The sequence below is a fragment of the Proteus sp. NMG38-2 genome, assembly GCF_020640995.1.
Lineage (GTDB): Bacteria > Pseudomonadota > Gammaproteobacteria > Enterobacterales > Enterobacteriaceae > Proteus.
In genome coordinates this window covers 66,641-82,741 of sequence record NZ_CP085482.1, presented here as the reverse complement: position 1 = coordinate 82,741, position 16,101 = coordinate 66,641, and the positions used below count along the sequence as shown (strand labels likewise).

At 53.1% G+C, this 16,101-nt stretch carries 18 protein-coding genes and 3 pseudogenes; 7 read left to right on the top strand and 14 right to left on the bottom strand.

Translation table 11 applies throughout. The features are described 5' to 3' along the window. Positions 1-36 precede the first annotated feature (36 nt). The 4 genes and pseudogenes from sul1 (LG402_RS21050) to LG402_RS21035 form a co-directional block, all read right to left on the bottom strand. Positions 37-876 carry a sulfonamide-resistant dihydropteroate synthase Sul1 gene (gene sul1 / locus LG402_RS21050; RefSeq protein WP_000259031.1) on the bottom strand — a complete coding sequence of 280 codons (840 nt, stop codon included), beginning with the start codon at positions 874-876 and terminating at the stop codon, positions 37-39. After that, positions 870-1,217, bottom strand: coding sequence for a quaternary ammonium compound efflux SMR transporter QacE delta 1 (locus LG402_RS21045; RefSeq protein ID WP_000679427.1), 348 nt, complete (start codon positions 1,215-1,217; stop codon positions 870-872). Before LG402_RS21045 ends, sul1 (LG402_RS21050) begins: the two co-directional genes overlap by 7 nt. 222 nt (positions 1,218-1,439) lie before the next feature. Beyond that, positions 1,440-1,892, bottom strand: coding sequence for an NAD(+)--rifampin ADP-ribosyltransferase Arr-3 (locus LG402_RS21040; protein ID WP_001749986.1), 453 nt, complete (start codon positions 1,890-1,892; stop codon positions 1,440-1,442). A gap of 84 nt (positions 1,893-1,976) precedes the next feature. After that, positions 1,977-2,390: pseudogene (locus LG402_RS21035) on the bottom strand (CatB-related O-acetyltransferase); the annotation flags it as partial. On the opposite strand from LG402_RS21035, the pseudogene LG402_RS21030 reads away from it, so the two are divergent. The 4 genes and pseudogenes from LG402_RS21030 to LG402_RS21015 all read left to right on the top strand — a co-directional run. Continuing rightward, positions 2,389-2,532 (top strand): annotated as a pseudogene (locus tag LG402_RS21030) (IS30 family transposase); the annotation flags it as partial. The pseudogenes LG402_RS21035 and LG402_RS21030 overlap by 2 nt on opposite strands. Positions 2,533-2,632: 100 nt before the next feature. Further along, positions 2,633-3,445 (top strand): subclass B1 metallo-beta-lactamase NDM-1, encoded by an 813-nt coding sequence (locus tag LG402_RS21025; protein ID WP_004201164.1) that lies wholly within the window; start codon positions 2,633-2,635, stop codon positions 3,443-3,445. Between the two features lie 3 nt (positions 3,446-3,448). Beyond that, positions 3,449-3,814, top strand: coding sequence for a bleomycin binding protein Ble-MBL (gene ble, locus LG402_RS21020; RefSeq protein WP_004201167.1), 366 nt, complete (start codon positions 3,449-3,451; stop codon positions 3,812-3,814). A gap of 4 nt (positions 3,815-3,818) precedes the next feature. Then, positions 3,819-4,313: a phosphoribosylanthranilate isomerase gene (locus tag LG402_RS21015; RefSeq protein WP_223231887.1), complete on the top strand. Its 495-nt coding sequence runs from the start codon at positions 3,819-3,821 to the stop codon at positions 4,311-4,313. 177 nt (positions 4,314-4,490) lie between these two features. Here the strand turns inward: LG402_RS21015 and LG402_RS21010 are convergent, their stop codons facing one another. From LG402_RS21010 to aadB, 9 genes are all read right to left on the bottom strand, one after another. Next, positions 4,491-6,032 carry an IS91-like element ISCR1 family transposase gene (locus tag LG402_RS21010; protein ID WP_000050481.1) on the bottom strand — a complete coding sequence of 514 codons (1,542 nt, stop codon included), beginning with the start codon at positions 6,030-6,032 and terminating at the stop codon, positions 4,491-4,493. Positions 6,033-6,436: 404 nt separating this feature from the next. Beyond that, positions 6,437-7,276, bottom strand: coding sequence for a sulfonamide-resistant dihydropteroate synthase Sul1 (sul1, locus tag LG402_RS21005; RefSeq protein ID WP_000259031.1), 840 nt, complete (start codon positions 7,274-7,276; stop codon positions 6,437-6,439). Beyond that, positions 7,270-7,617 (bottom strand): quaternary ammonium compound efflux SMR transporter QacE delta 1, encoded by a 348-nt coding sequence (locus LG402_RS21000; RefSeq protein ID WP_000679427.1) that lies wholly within the window; start codon positions 7,615-7,617, stop codon positions 7,270-7,272. The genes sul1 (LG402_RS21005) and LG402_RS21000 overlap by 7 nt, the downstream gene beginning before the upstream one ends. A 168-nt stretch (positions 7,618-7,785) precedes the next feature. Beyond that, entirely contained in the window at positions 7,786-8,367 is a 582-nt protein-coding gene (gene aac(6')-Ib, locus LG402_RS20995) for an AAC(6')-Ib family aminoglycoside 6'-N-acetyltransferase (RefSeq protein WP_137022591.1), read from the bottom strand. Between the two features lie 4 nt (positions 8,368-8,371). Next, complete coding sequence (gene dfrA1, locus LG402_RS20990; protein ID WP_000777555.1) at positions 8,372-8,845, bottom strand: trimethoprim-resistant dihydrofolate reductase DfrA1; 474 nt, start codon at positions 8,843-8,845, stop codon at positions 8,372-8,374. Positions 8,846-8,879: 34 nt separating this feature from the next. Then, positions 8,880-9,671 (bottom strand): ANT(3'')-Ia family aminoglycoside nucleotidyltransferase AadA1, encoded by a 792-nt coding sequence (gene aadA1 / locus LG402_RS20985; protein WP_001206316.1) that lies wholly within the window; start codon positions 9,669-9,671, stop codon positions 8,880-8,882. A gap of 16 nt (positions 9,672-9,687) precedes the next feature. Continuing rightward, entirely contained in the window at positions 9,688-10,488 is an 801-nt protein-coding gene (locus tag LG402_RS20980; RefSeq protein ID WP_000846390.1) for an oxacillin-hydrolyzing class D beta-lactamase OXA-10, read from the bottom strand. 68 nt (positions 10,489-10,556) lie between these two features. After that, on the bottom strand, positions 10,557-11,189 hold the full coding sequence (locus LG402_RS20975) for a type B-3 chloramphenicol O-acetyltransferase CatB8 (RefSeq protein ID WP_048608591.1): 633 nt from the start codon (positions 11,187-11,189) through the stop codon (positions 10,557-10,559). 80 nt (positions 11,190-11,269) lie between these two features. Then, positions 11,270-11,803, bottom strand: coding sequence for an aminoglycoside nucleotidyltransferase ANT(2'')-Ia (gene aadB / locus LG402_RS20970; RefSeq protein WP_000381802.1), 534 nt, complete (start codon positions 11,801-11,803; stop codon positions 11,270-11,272). A gap of 145 nt (positions 11,804-11,948) precedes the next feature. On the opposite strand from aadB, the gene intI1 reads away from it, so the two are divergent. From intI1 to LG402_RS20955, 3 genes and pseudogenes are all read left to right on the top strand, one after another. Beyond that, on the top strand, positions 11,949-12,962 hold the full coding sequence (gene intI1, locus LG402_RS20965; RefSeq protein WP_000845054.1) for a class 1 integron integrase IntI1: 1,014 nt from the start codon (positions 11,949-11,951) through the stop codon (positions 12,960-12,962). 305 nt (positions 12,963-13,267) lie between these two features. Further along, on the top strand, positions 13,268-13,825 hold the full coding sequence (locus LG402_RS20960; protein ID WP_001162012.1) for a recombinase family protein: 558 nt from the start codon (positions 13,268-13,270) through the stop codon (positions 13,823-13,825). Between the two features lie 2 nt (positions 13,826-13,827). Next, positions 13,828-15,042: pseudogene (locus LG402_RS20955) on the top strand (DUF4158 domain-containing protein); the annotation flags it as partial. Between the two features lie 126 nt (positions 15,043-15,168). On the opposite strand, the gene lnu(G) reads toward LG402_RS20955, so the two are convergent. After that, entirely contained in the window at positions 15,169-15,972 is an 804-nt protein-coding gene (lnu(G), locus tag LG402_RS20950; RefSeq protein WP_002333496.1) for a lincosamide nucleotidyltransferase Lnu(G), read from the bottom strand. Positions 15,973-16,101 lie beyond the last annotated feature (129 nt).

The following is a 16,101-nucleotide window of genomic DNA, read 5'->3' as shown; positions in this document are numbered from 1 at the left end:
ACCAGGGTCCGCTAGCGGGCGGCCGGAAGGTGAATGCTAGGCATGATCTAACCCTCGGTCTCTGGCGTCGCGACTGCGAAATTTCGCGAGGGTTTCCGAGAAGGTGATTGCGCTTCGCAGATCTCCAGGCGCGTGGGTGCGGACGTAGTCAGCGCCATTGCCGATCGCGTGAAGTTCCGCCGCAAGGCTCGCTGGACCCAGATCCTTTACAGGAAGGCCAACGGTGGCGCCCAAGAAGGATTTCCGCGACACCGAGACCAATAGCGGAAGCCCCAACGCCGACTTCAGCTTTTGAAGGTTCGACAGCACGTGCAGCGATGTTTCCGGTGCGGGGCTCAAGAAAAATCCCATCCCCGGATCGAGGATGAGCCGGTCGGCAGCGACCCCGCTCCGTCGCAAGGCGGAAACCCGCGCCTCGAAGAACCGCACAATCTCGTCGAGCGCGTCTTCGGGTCGAAGGTGACCGGTGCGGGTGGCGATGCCATCCCGCTGCGCTGAGTGCATAACCACCAGCCTGCAGTCCGCCTCAGCAATATCGGGATAGAGCGCAGGGTCAGGAAATCCTTGGATATCGTTCAGGTAGCCCACGCCGCGCTTGAGCGCATAGCGCTGGGTTTCCGGTTGGAAGCTGTCGATTGAAACACGGTGCATCTGATCGGACAGGGCGTCTAAGAGCGGCGCAATACGTCTGATCTCATCGGCCGGCGATACAGGCCTCGCGTCCGGATGGCTGGCGGCCGGTCCGACATCCACGACGTCTGATCCGACTCGCAGCATTTCGATCGCCGCGGTGACAGCGCCGGCGGGGTCTAGCCGCCGGCTCTCATCGAAGAAGGAGTCCTCGGTGAGATTCAGAATGCCGAACACCGTCACCATGGCGTCGGCCTCCGCAGCGACTTCCACGATGGGGATCGGGCGAGCAAAAAGGCAGCAATTATGAGCCCCATACCTACAAAGCCCCACGCATCAAGCTTTTGCCCATGAAGCAACCAGGCAATGGCTGTAATTATGACGACGCCGAGTCCCGACCAGACTGCATAAGCAACACCGACAGGGATGGATTTCAGAACCAGAGAAAGAAAATAAAATGCGATGCCATAACCGATTATGACAACGGCGGAAGGGGCAAGCTTAGTAAAGCCCTCGCTAGATTTTAATGCGGATGTTGCGATTACTTCGCCAACTATTGCGATAACAAGAAAAAGCCAGCCTTTCATGATATATCTCCCAATTTGTGTAGGGCTTATTATGCACGCTTAAAAATAATAAAAGCAGACTTGACCTGATAGTTTGGCTGTGAGCAATTATGTGCTTAGTGCATCTAACGCCGCCATAAACGGCGACAGGGTGGCGCGCCTATTGCGCATAAAATGGCGAAGCCATGCGCAACAGGCGCGGAATCTCTGGCGTCCGGTTTGATGGCTTTGTTATGCAAAGGACTAGTCTTCAATGACGTGTAAACCACGGCGCTTTAAGTCCTCCAACGAATCCAACATTCCCCTTATTAATTCAACAGGATGCCCCTCCCAGTCTTCAACAACGCCAACAATTCTCAAGGGTTCGCAGGTTCTATAGGACTGTGTTGGATTACCGGGAAATCTTTTGTTCGTAAGATTCGGATCGTCTTCGAACGGTCCTGTTGGCTCAACTATGTATATGTAGCCGCGACCCTCGAGGCCAGACAGTGACATAGCAAGTTCAGCTCCCCAAACTGCTGGCTCCATCAAGGCTGAAAAGTAGATGTGCTTAAGAATACGACCGTCCTCGAAATGAGAGATGAACCCTGTGGTTAGCAAGTCACCAATCGCCAAATTGGCTTTGGTTCCATGATAGAACGGTCCTTGCACCTGCTTGTAATTATCATGAGAGATGGGAATCCAATCTTTTACCATTTTAAGACCCTTAATTGTTGGGATTTGGCTGCATAACGCCTGAAATAAGCCGTGCCGCGAAGCGGCATCGGCTTGATTGAATTGTTAGACGGCAAACTCGAGCCAATACTTGTGCAGGCCAACAATATTAGACGAGCACAGCATGGGCATTGCCGCTTTGATCTTCTCCAGTGACCAATTCCACCACTCCATCTCCAGAAGCAATGAAATTTCCTCATCGGTGAAGCGTTTCTTAATCTTCTTAGCGGGATTGCCGCCAACGATAGCGTAAGGCTCCACATCTTTTGTCACCAACGAGCGGCTGCCTATCACCGCACCGTGCCCGATCTTGATTCCGGGCATGACCATTGCCTCAGAGCCGATCCAAACGTCATTGCCAATGACAGTATTACCTGCTTTTTGGAAGGCATCGAGTGCGCTTGAGAATGCAGGTTCTTCCTGCATATAAAAGAACGGGAAAGATGATGCCCAGTCGTACCGATGCCCCTGATTGCCAGCAGATCAGCATTATTTAAATCAAGTTGCCATGTCACTGAATACTCGTCCTAGAAAGGCGTTAGATTGGCTTACACCATTAGAGAAATTTGCTCAGCTTGTTGATTATCATATGGCTTTTGAAACTGTCGCACCTCATGTTTGAATTCGCCCCATATTTTTGCTACAGTGAACCAAATTAAGATCATCTATTTACTAGGCCTCGCATTTGCGGGGTTTTTAATGCTGAATAAAAGGAAAACTTGATGGAATTGCCCAATATTATGCACCCGGTCGCGAAGCTGAGCACCGCATTAGCCGCTGCATTGATGCTGAGCGGGTGCATGCCCGGTGAAATCCGCCCGACGATTGGCCAGCAAATGGAAACTGGCGACCAACGGTTTGGCGATCTGGTTTTCCGCCAGCTCGCACCGAATGTCTGGCAGCACACTTCCTATCTCGACATGCCGGGTTTCGGGGCAGTCGCTTCCAACGGTTTGATCGTCAGGGATGGCGGCCGCGTGCTGGTGGTCGATACCGCCTGGACCGATGACCAGACCGCCCAGATCCTCAACTGGATCAAGCAGGAGATCAACCTGCCGGTCGCGCTGGCGGTGGTGACTCACGCGCATCAGGACAAGATGGGCGGTATGGACGCGCTGCATGCGGCGGGGATTGCGACTTATGCCAATGCGTTGTCGAACCAGCTTGCCCCGCAAGAGGGGATGGTTGCGGCGCAACACAGCCTGACTTTCGCCGCCAATGGCTGGGTCGAACCAGCAACCGCGCCCAACTTTGGCCCGCTCAAGGTATTTTACCCCGGCCCCGGCCACACCAGTGACAATATCACCGTTGGGATCGACGGCACCGACATCGCTTTTGGTGGCTGCCTGATCAAGGACAGCAAGGCCAAGTCGCTCGGCAATCTCGGTGATGCCGACACTGAGCACTACGCCGCGTCAGCGCGCGCGTTTGGTGCGGCGTTCCCCAAGGCCAGCATGATCGTGATGAGCCATTCCGCCCCCGATAGCCGCGCCGCAATCACTCATACGGCCCGCATGGCCGACAAGCTGCGCTGAGCCATGGCTGACCACGTCACCCCCAATCTGCCATCGCGCGATTTCGATGTGACAGAGGCGTTTTATGCGAAGCTGGGCTTTGCGACGAGTTGGAAGGATCGCGGCTGGATGATCCTGCAGCGCGGCGGTTTGCAGCTCGAATTCTTCCCCTATCCTGACCTCGACCCAGCTACGAGCTCGTTCGGCTGTTGCCTGCGGTTGGATGATCTCGATGCCATGGTGGCATTGGTGAACGCGGCGGGAGCCGAGGAAAAAAGCACCGGCTGGCCGCGCTTCAAAGCTCCGCAACTGGAGGCGAGCGGCCTGAGGATCGGCTACCTGATCGATCCCGACTGCACGCTGGTGCGGCTGATCCAGAACCCCGACTGACCGCATGCCCGCGAAAATCAAGATTTGCGGGATCAGCACACCCGAGGCGCTCGATGCGACCATCGCGGCGCGGGCGGACTATGCCGGGTTGGTGTTCTATCCAGCGTCGCCCCGTGCGGTTACGTCGAATGTCGCGGGCGCTTTGACATCGCGCGCAGCTGGCCAGATCGCCATGGTCGGTTTGTTCGTCGATGCGGATGATGCTGTCATCGCCGACGCACTGGTGGCAGCCAAGCTGAACGCGCTGCAGCTGCACGGTTCGGAATCGCCCGAACGCGTGGCCCAGTTGCGCGCGCGGTTTGGCAAGCCGGTGTGGAAGGCGCTGCCCGTCGCCAGCGCCAGCGATGTCGCACGCGCCGCAGCCTATGCCGGGGCGGCGGACTTGATCTTGTTCGACGCCAAGACCCCCAAAGGCGCGCTGCCCGGCGGCATGGGGTTGGCGTTGGGTATAGGAAGTATAAACCACCTTTTTGCTCCTCATCCGAAGTATCTTACCTGAAATTCCCTCACTCGTTTACCGCTCAAGCCCCAATTTTAACTGCCGGTCCAGCCTAAACCGCTCTAATAAGGTTCGATTTGGCGGTAAAATCTCTAGCCTGATAGCTCGAGAGATACAAACTGCCCCACCGCCCCGTTTAAAAGTTGGCAGTGTTGAGCAGTGTTGGATTTGGGGTCGTCAGTCAAAGAGACGACTCTGTGATGGATCGAACAGGCTGGGAGTCAGTGGCGGCGCTCGTTCTGGTGGCAGCTCACGCTGCTTGGCGGCATTCGCCTTGGCTGTTTTCTGTTTCAGATGCTTGAGAATCTGCTCAATGACCTTCGGATCTTCGATGCTGGCAATCACTTTGACGTGACCGCCGCAGTGTTCGCAGACTTCAATATCAATATTGAAGACTCGCTTGAGGCGTTGCATCCAGGTCATGGCGCGGTGGCGCTCTGCAGGACTCTTGTCACGCCAGTTAGTATCGAGACCTTCCGATTTGTCGGGCTTCTTGCCCCGCTTGGCGGGTGTTACTTGAACTCGGTGTTTGCTGTTCGGTGCAAAGACGCCGTGGAAGCGTGTGAGGTTGACTCGCGGCTTAGGTACCAACGCAGCGAGTTTGGCGATGAAGTCCAGCGGCTCGAAGATCACATGGGTGGTGCCATTGCGGTACGGAGTTTTGAGCTCGTAACGCACCTGCCCATTGGCGGTTAATGCCAGACGTTTTTCTGAAACCGCTGGCCGACTAATGTAGCGACACAAGCGCTCAAGCTTATCCCGCTGATGCGCTTCGGCCATCACACCGGCGTGTAGCGAGAAACCAGCATGGTTGGCTACTCGACTGCTTGAGTCGGCTTTATCCTCACGCCCTGGCAAGGTTTGCAGGGTGAAGACTTTGCGCCCTTGCTGGGGGCCGACGGCAATGCGATACGTAACCGAAGCACCATGTAATTGAGTCAGCGTATCGTCTTCGCCCTCTTCCAGTGTCAACCACGTATTCTCGGCATCACGCTCCAAAATCCCACGCTTTTCCATGCAGCGAGCGATGCGATGGCTGAGGGTGTGAGCGAGCGTATTCAGCTCATCGTAAGTGGGTGCCTTGACACGATGGAAGCGTTGCTTGCCATAGTCATCTTCGGCATAGACACCATCGAGAAACAGCATGTGGTAGTGGACATTGAGATTTAGCGCGGAGCCAAAGCGTTGGATAAGAGTCACTGAGCCAGTTTGTGCAGAGGCTTTGGTGTAACCGGCTTTTTTGATCAGATGAGTTGAGAGTGTACGATAGACGATACTCAAGACCTGGCCCATCAGCTGGGGATGGCGAGCCAGCAAAAAGCGTAGCTGGAAAGGAAAGCTGAGCACCCACTGGCGAATGGGCTCCTTGGGGAAGACTTCGTCTATCAGCAGCGCCGCACTCTCGGCCATCCGGCGGGCACCGCAGCTAGGGCAAAAGCCGCGTCGTTTACAGCTGAAGGCGACCAGACGCTCGTGATGACAATCCTCGCAGCGAACCCGCATGAAACCATACTCCAGACGGCCACATTGGAGGAGGTCGTTGAATTCTTGTTGGATGTAGCGAGGCAGGTGTTGACCTTGGGCTTCGAGTGAGGCTTTGAAGGCTGGGTAGTGCTGCTCAACCAGCTGGTAGAGCAGCGTCTGGTCGGGTTGGTGGCGTTCGTAACCGTTTGTTTGAGTGGGCGATTGACTCGCCGTGGCGTTCCTTGCCAGCGACATGGGTATCCTCCGCTGATACTGTGGTTATGTACAGTATCAGCGGCTTGCGTTCAGACGTCCAGTCTGGCCCTAGACATCGCTAAATGCTTAACCCGCAATAGCCCTCACGAGTTGTTATCAGCCACTACCGGTTGAGCGAGAAGGTTTTGGGTTCAGGGTGCTATTGCTCCACCAATCACAATACTGAAGCCCCAACTGTTATCAGTTGGGGCTTTTTCTTGTCTGTTTGCGGCGGTTGCGTTTTATCGGTAGTCGTCGAGCTCTGCACCATCCCACATAAGAGCTTAACGGTGCGATCTTCAACGCCATCACACAAAACTTTCTTTTTCACGCACAGTCAACTTATTGGATGTTTTATTAACAACCCAAAAGGAGATATTTAGCGGGCGGCCGGAAGGTGAATGCTAGGCATGATCTAACCCTCGGTCTCTGGCGTCGCGACTGCGAAATTTCGCGAGGGTTTCCGAGAAGGTGATTGCGCTTCGCAGATCTCCAGGCGCGTGGGTGCGGACGTAGTCAGCGCCATTGCCGATCGCGTGAAGTTCCGCCGCAAGGCTCGCTGGACCCAGATCCTTTACAGGAAGGCCAACGGTGGCGCCCAAGAAGGATTTCCGCGACACCGAGACCAATAGCGGAAGCCCCAACGCCGACTTCAGCTTTTGAAGGTTCGACAGCACGTGCAGCGATGTTTCCGGTGCGGGGCTCAAGAAAAATCCCATCCCCGGATCGAGGATGAGCCGGTCGGCAGCGACCCCGCTCCGTCGCAAGGCGGAAACCCGCGCCTCGAAGAACCGCACAATCTCGTCGAGCGCGTCTTCGGGTCGAAGGTGACCGGTGCGGGTGGCGATGCCATCCCGCTGCGCTGAGTGCATAACCACCAGCCTGCAGTCCGCCTCAGCAATATCGGGATAGAGCGCAGGGTCAGGAAATCCTTGGATATCGTTCAGGTAGCCCACGCCGCGCTTGAGCGCATAGCGCTGGGTTTCCGGTTGGAAGCTGTCGATTGAAACACGGTGCATCTGATCGGACAGGGCGTCTAAGAGCGGCGCAATACGTCTGATCTCATCGGCCGGCGATACAGGCCTCGCGTCCGGATGGCTGGCGGCCGGTCCGACATCCACGACGTCTGATCCGACTCGCAGCATTTCGATCGCCGCGGTGACAGCGCCGGCGGGGTCTAGCCGCCGGCTCTCATCGAAGAAGGAGTCCTCGGTGAGATTCAGAATGCCGAACACCGTCACCATGGCGTCGGCCTCCGCAGCGACTTCCACGATGGGGATCGGGCGAGCAAAAAGGCAGCAATTATGAGCCCCATACCTACAAAGCCCCACGCATCAAGCTTTTGCCCATGAAGCAACCAGGCAATGGCTGTAATTATGACGACGCCGAGTCCCGACCAGACTGCATAAGCAACACCGACAGGGATGGATTTCAGAACCAGAGAAAGAAAATAAAATGCGATGCCATAACCGATTATGACAACGGCGGAAGGGGCAAGCTTAGTAAAGCCCTCGCTAGATTTTAATGCGGATGTTGCGATTACTTCGCCAACTATTGCGATAACAAGAAAAAGCCAGCCTTTCATGATATATCTCCCAATTTGTGTAGGGCTTATTATGCACGCTTAAAAATAATAAAAGCAGACTTGACCTGATAGTTTGGCTGTGAGCAATTATGTGCTTAGTGCATCTAACGTTTGACATGAGGGGCGGCCAAGGGCGCCAGCCCTTGGACGTCCCCCTCGATGGAAGGGTTAGGCATCACTGCGTGTTCGCTCGAATGCCTGGCGTGTTTGAACCATGTACACGGCTGGACCATCTGGGGTGGTTACGGTACCTTGCCTCTCAAACCCCGCTTTCTCGTAGCATCGGATCGCTCGCAAGTTGCTCGGCGACGGGTCCGTTTGGATCTTGGTGACCTCGGGATCATTGAACAGCAACTCAACCAGAGCTCGAACCAGCTTGGTTCCCAAGCCTTTGCCCAGTTGTGATGCATTCGCCAGTAACTGGTCTATTCCGCGTACTCCTGGATCGGTTTCTTCTTCCCACCATCCGTCCCCGCCTCCAAGAGCAACGTACGACTGGGCATACCCAATCGGCTCTCCATTCAGCATTGCAATGTATGGAGTGACGGACTCTTGCGCTAAAACGCTTGGCAAGTACTGTTCCTGTACGTCAGCAAGTGTCGGGCGTGCTTCTTCTCCGCCCCACCACTCGACGATATGAGATCGATTTAGCCACTCATAGAGCATCGCAAGGTCATGCTCAGTCATGAGGCGCAGTGTGACGGAATCGTTGCTGTTGGTCACGATGCTGTACTTTGTGATGCCTAACATTTTATTAACCCTTTTGCCAGATTTGGTAACTATAATTTATGTTAGAGGCGAAGTCTTGGGTAAAAACTGGCCTAAAATTGCTGGGGATTTCAGGAAAGTAAACATCACCTTCCGGCTCGATGTCTATTGTAGATATATGTAGTGTATCTACTTGATCGATCAGGCTTTTGTATATCTCCCCACCACCTGAAACAATGACATGATCCGTTATTTTCTTTAGGTTGGTTAAAGCATCTTTAATTGATGGAAAGATCACTACGTTCTCATTGTCAGATGTAAAACTTGAACGTGTTACGACCGCATACTTTCGGTTGGGTAATGCTCCCATTGATTCAAAAGTCTTGCGTCCAACCAACAGCCATTGGTTATAGGTAATAGCTTTAAACAGGAGCTGTTCACCTTTGGCACTCCATGGAATATCAGGGCCATTCCCGATAACTCCATTCTTCGATATAGCTACCATTAGTGATAGTTTCACAATTCTTCCTCAGAGGTTAACATTTTATTAGACATTATTTGCCGACTACCTTGGTGATCTCGCCTTTCACGTAGTGAACAAATTCTTCCAACTGATCTGCGCGGGAGGCCAAGCGATCTTCTTCTTGTCCAAGATAAGCCTGTCTAGCTTCAAGTATGACGGGCTGATACTGGGCCGGCAGGCGCTCCATTGCCCAGTCGGCAGCGACATCCTTCGGCGCGATTTTGCCGGTTACTGCGCTGTACCAAATGCGGGACAACGTAAGCACTACATTTCGCTCATCGCCAGCCCAGTCGGGCGGCGAGTTCCATAGCGTTAAGGTTTCATTTAGCGCCTCAAATAGATCCTGTTCAGGAACCGGATCAAAGAGTTCCTCCGCCGCTGGACCTACCAAGGCAACGCTATGTTCTCTTGCTTTTGTCAGCAAGATAGCCAGATCAATGTCGATCGTGGCTGGCTCGAAGATACCTGCAAGAATGTCATTGCGCTGCCATTCTCCAAATTGCAGTTCGCGCTTAGCTGGATAACGCCACGGAATGATGTCGTCGTGCACAACAATGGTGACTTCTACAGCGCGGAGAATCTCGCTCTCTCCAGGGGAAGCCGAAGTTTCCAAAAGGTCGTTGATCAAAGCTCGCCGCGTTGTTTCATCAAGCCTTACGGTCACCGTAACCAGCAAATCAATATCACTGTGTGGCTTCAGGCCGCCATCCACTGCGGAGCCGTACAAATGTACGGCCAGCAACGTCGGTTCGAGATGGCGCTCGATGACGCCAACTACCTCTGATAGTTGAGTCGATACTTCGGCGATCACCGCTTCCCTCATGATGTTTAACTTTGTTTTAGCCACCAATGATGCCCTCACTTTCCATGATTTTGGTGGGAATGGATTTTCTTAGCGGCAACTTACTTTCGTTGTCTATATCCATGTTAAAGGCGAAAAAGTAAACCTCTGTCTCCTTCTCAACCCACCCAACCCACCATGCGACACCAGGATTTGACTCAGTTCCCACACCAGAAAAACCAGTTTTTGAATGCACTAGATATTCAGGTGCCGCCTCCGTTACCAAAGCCTCTTTTACTATTAGCTGGTTTTCTTTAGATGCTGACAATTTATTTAAATATAGAGACTCTAGAAACTCCACTTGATTAACTGCGGAAATTCTAAGCTGGCCTTCCAACCAGAATTTGTCAATGCCACCACTGATATTCTGGTTGCCATAGGAAAATTTTTTAAGGTATTTCTGCATTCTTACTTCGCCAACTTCTCTGGCGATTTGTTGAAATACGGGAACAGCTGAAACTTGTATTGCCCCTCTTAAGGTCAAGTCTCTTTCCCATTGCTTCATGGCTCTTGGCTTTCCGTCCCATTTGAAAACCTGATGCTCATTCTTTATGACACCAGTTTCTAGGCCGATAATTGCGTTGGGGATCTTAAATGTTGATGCTGGAAGATATTCCTTTGATGCACGAGCTAAGTCATTGGTAGCGCAGGATTTACTGCTACTTTTACAAAGCACGAAGACACCATTGACGGCTTCGGCAGAGAACTCTTTGTTCCAAGACGTATTTTCTGTAATTGAACCAGCTAATGCCGTACTCGAAAGACACGCGATAATTACATATGCGGCAAATGTTTTCATGGCACCTTCTTGGTGGCTAACGCCAGAATTAAGCCGTGCCGCGAAGCGGCGTCGGCTTGAATGAATTGTTAGACGACAAACTCGCGCCAATACTTATGCAGACCAAAAATATTTGACGAGCACAGCAGAGGCATTGCTGTCTTAATTTTATCCAGTGGCCAGTTCCACCACTCCATCTCCATGAGCAATGAGATTTCCTCATCGGAGAAGCGCTTCTTAATTTGCTTTGCGGGACTTCCTCCGATGATGGCATAAGGCACTACATCTTTTGTCACCAACGAGCGACTACCTATCACGGCACCGTCTCCAATTTTGATTCCGGGCATAATCATTGCCTCCGAGCCTATCCAGACATCATTGCCAATGGCGGTATCACCTGCTCTTTGGAAGGCATCGAGTGCGCTTGAGAAAGCAGGTTCCTCTTGCATATAGAAGAAGGGGAAGGATGATGCCCAGTCATGCCGATGCCCCTGATTGCCAGCCATGATGAAGGAAGCCCCGCTTCCTATAGAACAAAAGCTGCCAATGATCAATTTATCAACGTCATCACGATCTGGATGCAAGTATCGCGCGCATTCATCAAATGAGTGGCCGTGATAGTAGCCAGAGTAATAGCTATAACGGCCTACTTTGATGTTTGGATTTTTCACTTGCTCAGAAAGAAGCTCCCCTTTGAAAGGGCTGTCAAAGTAGTTTTTCATCAGAGTTCGTGGAACCTTTTCTTGCCGTCTAACACCTGAGTTAAGCCGCGCCGCGAAGCGGCGTCGGCTTGGACGAATTGTTAGGCCGCATATCGCGACCTGAAAGCGGCACGCAAGACCTCAACCTTTTCCGCCCCGAGTGAGGTGCATGCGAGCCTGTAGGACTCTATGTGCTTTGTAGGCCAGTCCACTGGTGGTACTTCATCGGCATAGTAAAAGTAATCCCAGATGATCGCCTCCCAGCTGTTACAACGGACTGGCCGCCCGGCGATGACGCCCTCAGCCGCCTCTGGGCACGAGCCCTGCGGAGCCTCCGCGATTTCATACGCTTCGTCTGCCCACCAAGCAGGTTCGCAGTCAAGTAACTCATCCCCGATCTCCGCTAAGAATCCATAGTCCAACTCCTCCATGACGCGCCCGCCGAGCATTTCAACTATTGCCTCGAGCTCGCCGCGCCTCTCGCCGGGAAACGTCAGATCAATATCATCGTGCTTGCGTGTTACACGCCCTAGCCGTGCATCGATCGCCCAGCCCCCACCGATCCAGAGCGGCAGATTTCGCTCATCTGCCGCAGCTAGAATTTTGTGTATCAATGTGACCTGCGTTGTGTCCATGCGGCCTAACTTTGTTTTAGGGCGACTGCCCTGCTGCGTAACATCGTTGCTGCTCCATAACATCAAACATCGACCCACGGCGTAACGCGCTTGCTGCTTGGATGCCCGAGGCATAGACTGTACAAAAAAACAGTCATAACAAGCCATGAAAACCGCCACTGCGCCGTTACCACCGCTGCGTTCGGTCAAGGTTCTGGACCAGTTGCGTGAGCGCATACGCTACTTGCATTACAGTTTACGAACCGAACAGGCTTATGTCAACTGGGTTCGTGCCTTCATCCGTTTCCACGGTGTGCGTCACCCGGCAACCTTGGGCAGCAGCGAAGTCGAGGCATTTCTGTCCTGGCTGGCGAACGAGCGCAAGGTTTCGGTCTCCACGCATCGTCAGGCATTGGCGGCCTTGCTGTTCTTCTACGGCAAGGTGCTGTGCACGGATCTGCCCTGGCTTCAGGAGATCGGAAGACCTCGGCCGTCGCGGCGCTTGCCGGTGGTGCTGACCCCGGATGAAGTGGTTCGCATCCTCGGTTTTCTGGAAGGCGAGCATCGTTTGTTCGCCCAGCTTCTGTATGGAACGGGCATGCGGATCAGTGAGGGTTTGCAACTGCGGGTCAAGGATCTGGATTTCGATCACGGCACGATCATCGTGCGGGAGGGCAAGGGCTCCAAGGATCGGGCCTTGATGTTACCCGAGAGCTTGGCACCCAGCCTGCGCGAGCAGCTGTCGCGTGCACGGGCATGGTGGCTGAAGGACCAGGCCGAGGGCCGCAGCGGCGTTGCGCTTCCCGACGCCCTTGAGCGGAAGTATCCGCGCGCCGGGCATTCCTGGCCGTGGTTCTGGGTTTTTGCGCAGCACACGCATTCGACCGATCCACGGAGCGGTGTCGTGCGTCGCCATCACATGTATGACCAGACCTTTCAGCGCGCCTTCAAACGTGCCGTAGAACAAGCAGGCATCACGAAGCCCGCCACACCGCACACCCTCCGCCACTCGTTCGCGACGGCCTTGCTCCGCAGCGGTTACGACATTCGAACCGTGCAGGATCTGCTCGGCCATTCCGACGTCTCTACGACGATGATTTACACGCATGTGCTGAAAGTTGGCGGTGCCGGAGTGCGCTCACCGCTTGATGCGCTGCCGCCCCTCACTAGTGAGAGGTAGGGCAGCGCAAGTCAATCCTGGCGGATTCACTACCCCTGCGCGAAGGCCATCGGTGCCGCATCGAACGGCCGGTTGCGGAAAGTCCTCCCTGCGTCCGCTGATGGCCGGCAGCAGCCCGTCGTTGCCTGATGGATCCAACCCCTCCGCTGCTATAGTGCAGTCGGCTTCTGACGTTCAGTGCAGCCGTCTTCTGAAAACGACACCATGTGCAAACGATGTCAGAATAGAGTTAAATTTCCTATTGATTGACATATTCCGTCAAAGGTAATAGATTTCATCCTGACACTTTTGCCTTTGGAGGCATCTTGCAAGGTCAACGCATCGGCTATGTCCGCGTCAGCAGCTTCGACCAGAACCCGGAACGGCAATTGGAGGGTGTTCAGGTGGCGCGGGTGTTCACCGACAAGGCTTCTGGCAAGGACACCCAGCGTCCCGAGCTGGAAAGGCTGCTGGCCTTCGTCCGCGAGGGCGACACCGTGGTGGTGCATAGCATGGACAGGCTGGCACGCAACCTTGATGACCTGCGCCGCATCGTCCAAGGGCTGACACAACGGGGCGTGCGCATGGAGTTCGTCAAAGAAGGGCTGAAGTTCACCGGCGAGGACTCACCGATGGCCAATCTGATGCTGTCGGTCATGGGAGCCTTCGCTGAGTTCGAGCGCGCCCTGATCCGCGAACGTCAGCGCGAGGGAATCGTGCTGGCCAAGCAGCGCGGTGCCTACCGGGGACGAAAGAAATCGCTGAACAGCGAACAAATTGCCGAGTTGAAACGGCGAGTTGCGGCAGGCGACCAAAAAACCTTGGTGGCCCGTGACTTCGGCATCAGCCGCGAAACCTTGTACCAGTACCTGCGGGAAGACTGACCATGCCACGCCGCTCAATCCTGTCCGCCACCGAGCGCGAAAGCCTGCTGGCACTGCCAGATGCCAAAGACGAACTGATACGGCACTACACGTTCAACGAAACCGACCTGTCGGTGATCCGTCAGCGTCGCGGCGCCGCGAATCGATTGGGCTTCGCTGTGCAGCTTTGCTACTTGCGATTCCCTGGCACCTTTTTGGGCGTCGATGAGCCTCCGTTTCCGCCCCTGTTGCGCATGGTGGCCGCGCAACTCAAGATGCCAGTGGAAAGTTGGAGCGAGTACGGCCAGCGCGAACAGACACGGCGGGAGCACTTGGTCGAGCTGCAAACGGTTTTTGGGTTCAAGCCCTTCACCATGAGCCACTATCGGCAAGCCGTGCATACATTGACCGAGCTGGCCTTGCAGACCGACAAAGGCATCGTGCTGGCGAGCGCACTTGTCGAGAATCTGCGGCGGCAGAGCATTATCCTGCCCGCCATGAATGCCATCGAGCGCGCAAGCGCCGAGGCCATCACCCGTGCCAACCGACGCATTTACGCGGCGCTGACCGATTCTTTGTTATCACCCCACCGTCAGCGCCTGGACGAACTTCTCAAGCGCAAGGACGGCAGTAAAGTGACGTGGCTGGCATGGCTGCGCCAGTCGCCTGCCAAACCGAACTCTCGCCACATGCTCGAACATATTGAGCGCCTGAAATCCTGGCAAGCACTTGATCTGCCCGCAGGCATCGAGCGGCAGGTTCACCAGAACCGCCTGCTCAAAATCGCTCGTGAAGGTGGCCAGATGACGCCTGCTGATCTGGCAAAGTTCGAGGTGCAACGACGCTATGCCACGCTGGTAGCGCTGGCCATCGAAGGCATGGCCACCGTCACCGATGAAATCATCGACCTTCACGATCGCATCATCGGCAAGCTGTTCAACGCGGCCAAGAACAAGCATCAGCAGCAGTTCCAGGCTTCCGGCAAGGCGATCAACGACAAGGTGCGGATGTATGGGCGCATCGGTCAAGCGTTGATTGAGGCCAAGCAAAGCGGCAGCGATCCGTTCGCCGCCATCGAGGCCGTTATGCCCTGGGACACCTTCGCCGCCAGCGTCACCGAAGCGCAAACATTGGCGCGGCCTGCCGACTTTGATTTCCTGCACCACATCGGTGAAAGCTATGCCACGCTACGCCGCTACGCGCCGCAGTTCCTGGGCGTGCTCAAATTGCGGGCTGCAAATTTATCAAGAGTAAACTATTAAAAATCCATTAAAATCAATACTTTCACTTTGAGAACATGTATTTAAAGTAAATAACAATTAAAGCCTGTATCTTAGTTATCACTTGAGATACAGGCTTTTTATTTATTCGTTCATATAATTAAACAGTTTGCCTAAAAAATCATCGCTAATGGTTAATTGATACTGTTTTTCAACGAGATTTCGAAGTTCCATAACGAGAAGCAAAGAGTTCTTATAGGCTTCATATAGTTCTAATTCATTTAATCGGGCAGTAGTCTTTTTAAACTTTTCATAGTTTTCAGGACTAATTTCTTTTTCAAGATTCTTTGTCATATTAAACCAATTATCGGCATTTTCTTCCGCAATTCGAATGAGTTGTAGTATATTTTTTTGTAATTGAGATAAAAGTTCCAGTGAACGTGCATTTTCCCCTCTTTTAAGAACATTAATCCCCATTAACCATAGGTTGGAAAAATTATTCAATAAAAAATTTACGTTTTCTTCTGTAAGTCTATTTGGTCCCGGACCTTCCAACTCTGATAAATACAATTCTAGTTGTCCTGTTTCATCATAAATAAACATTGCTTTTGTGTCAGGAATGTAGCCTGATTCTTTGAATGAAGGAATAATATTCATTTCGTTTTCGGAAAGGAAATGAAATTCACCACGTATTAGATTTTCAAAAATTACTACTTCCGTACCGTACTCATTTTGATAGAGTAAAGTGTAGGAAGCGACTTCATTTAGCCATTTTGCTGAATCAAAGGTGGAAATTGTATCATCTTTTAGAAAAACGTAATATTCTATATCAGAGTATTGATCTCCCTCTCCTTTTGTAAAAGAGCCATACATCATACAAGCAGATATTCGTTCATCTGACTGGACAAGTTCCTTAACCCTTGCCATTAGTTCCTTTTGTTTTAACAATTCGATTCCTTCTTTCTTTATTTTGATTCAGGGAGAAATAAAAAATCCTCCCAAATAATGTTGGAAGGATTAGTCATGTCACTTTTTAAGACACTCAAATAAAACTATTTAGCCTTTTTAGCTATTCAG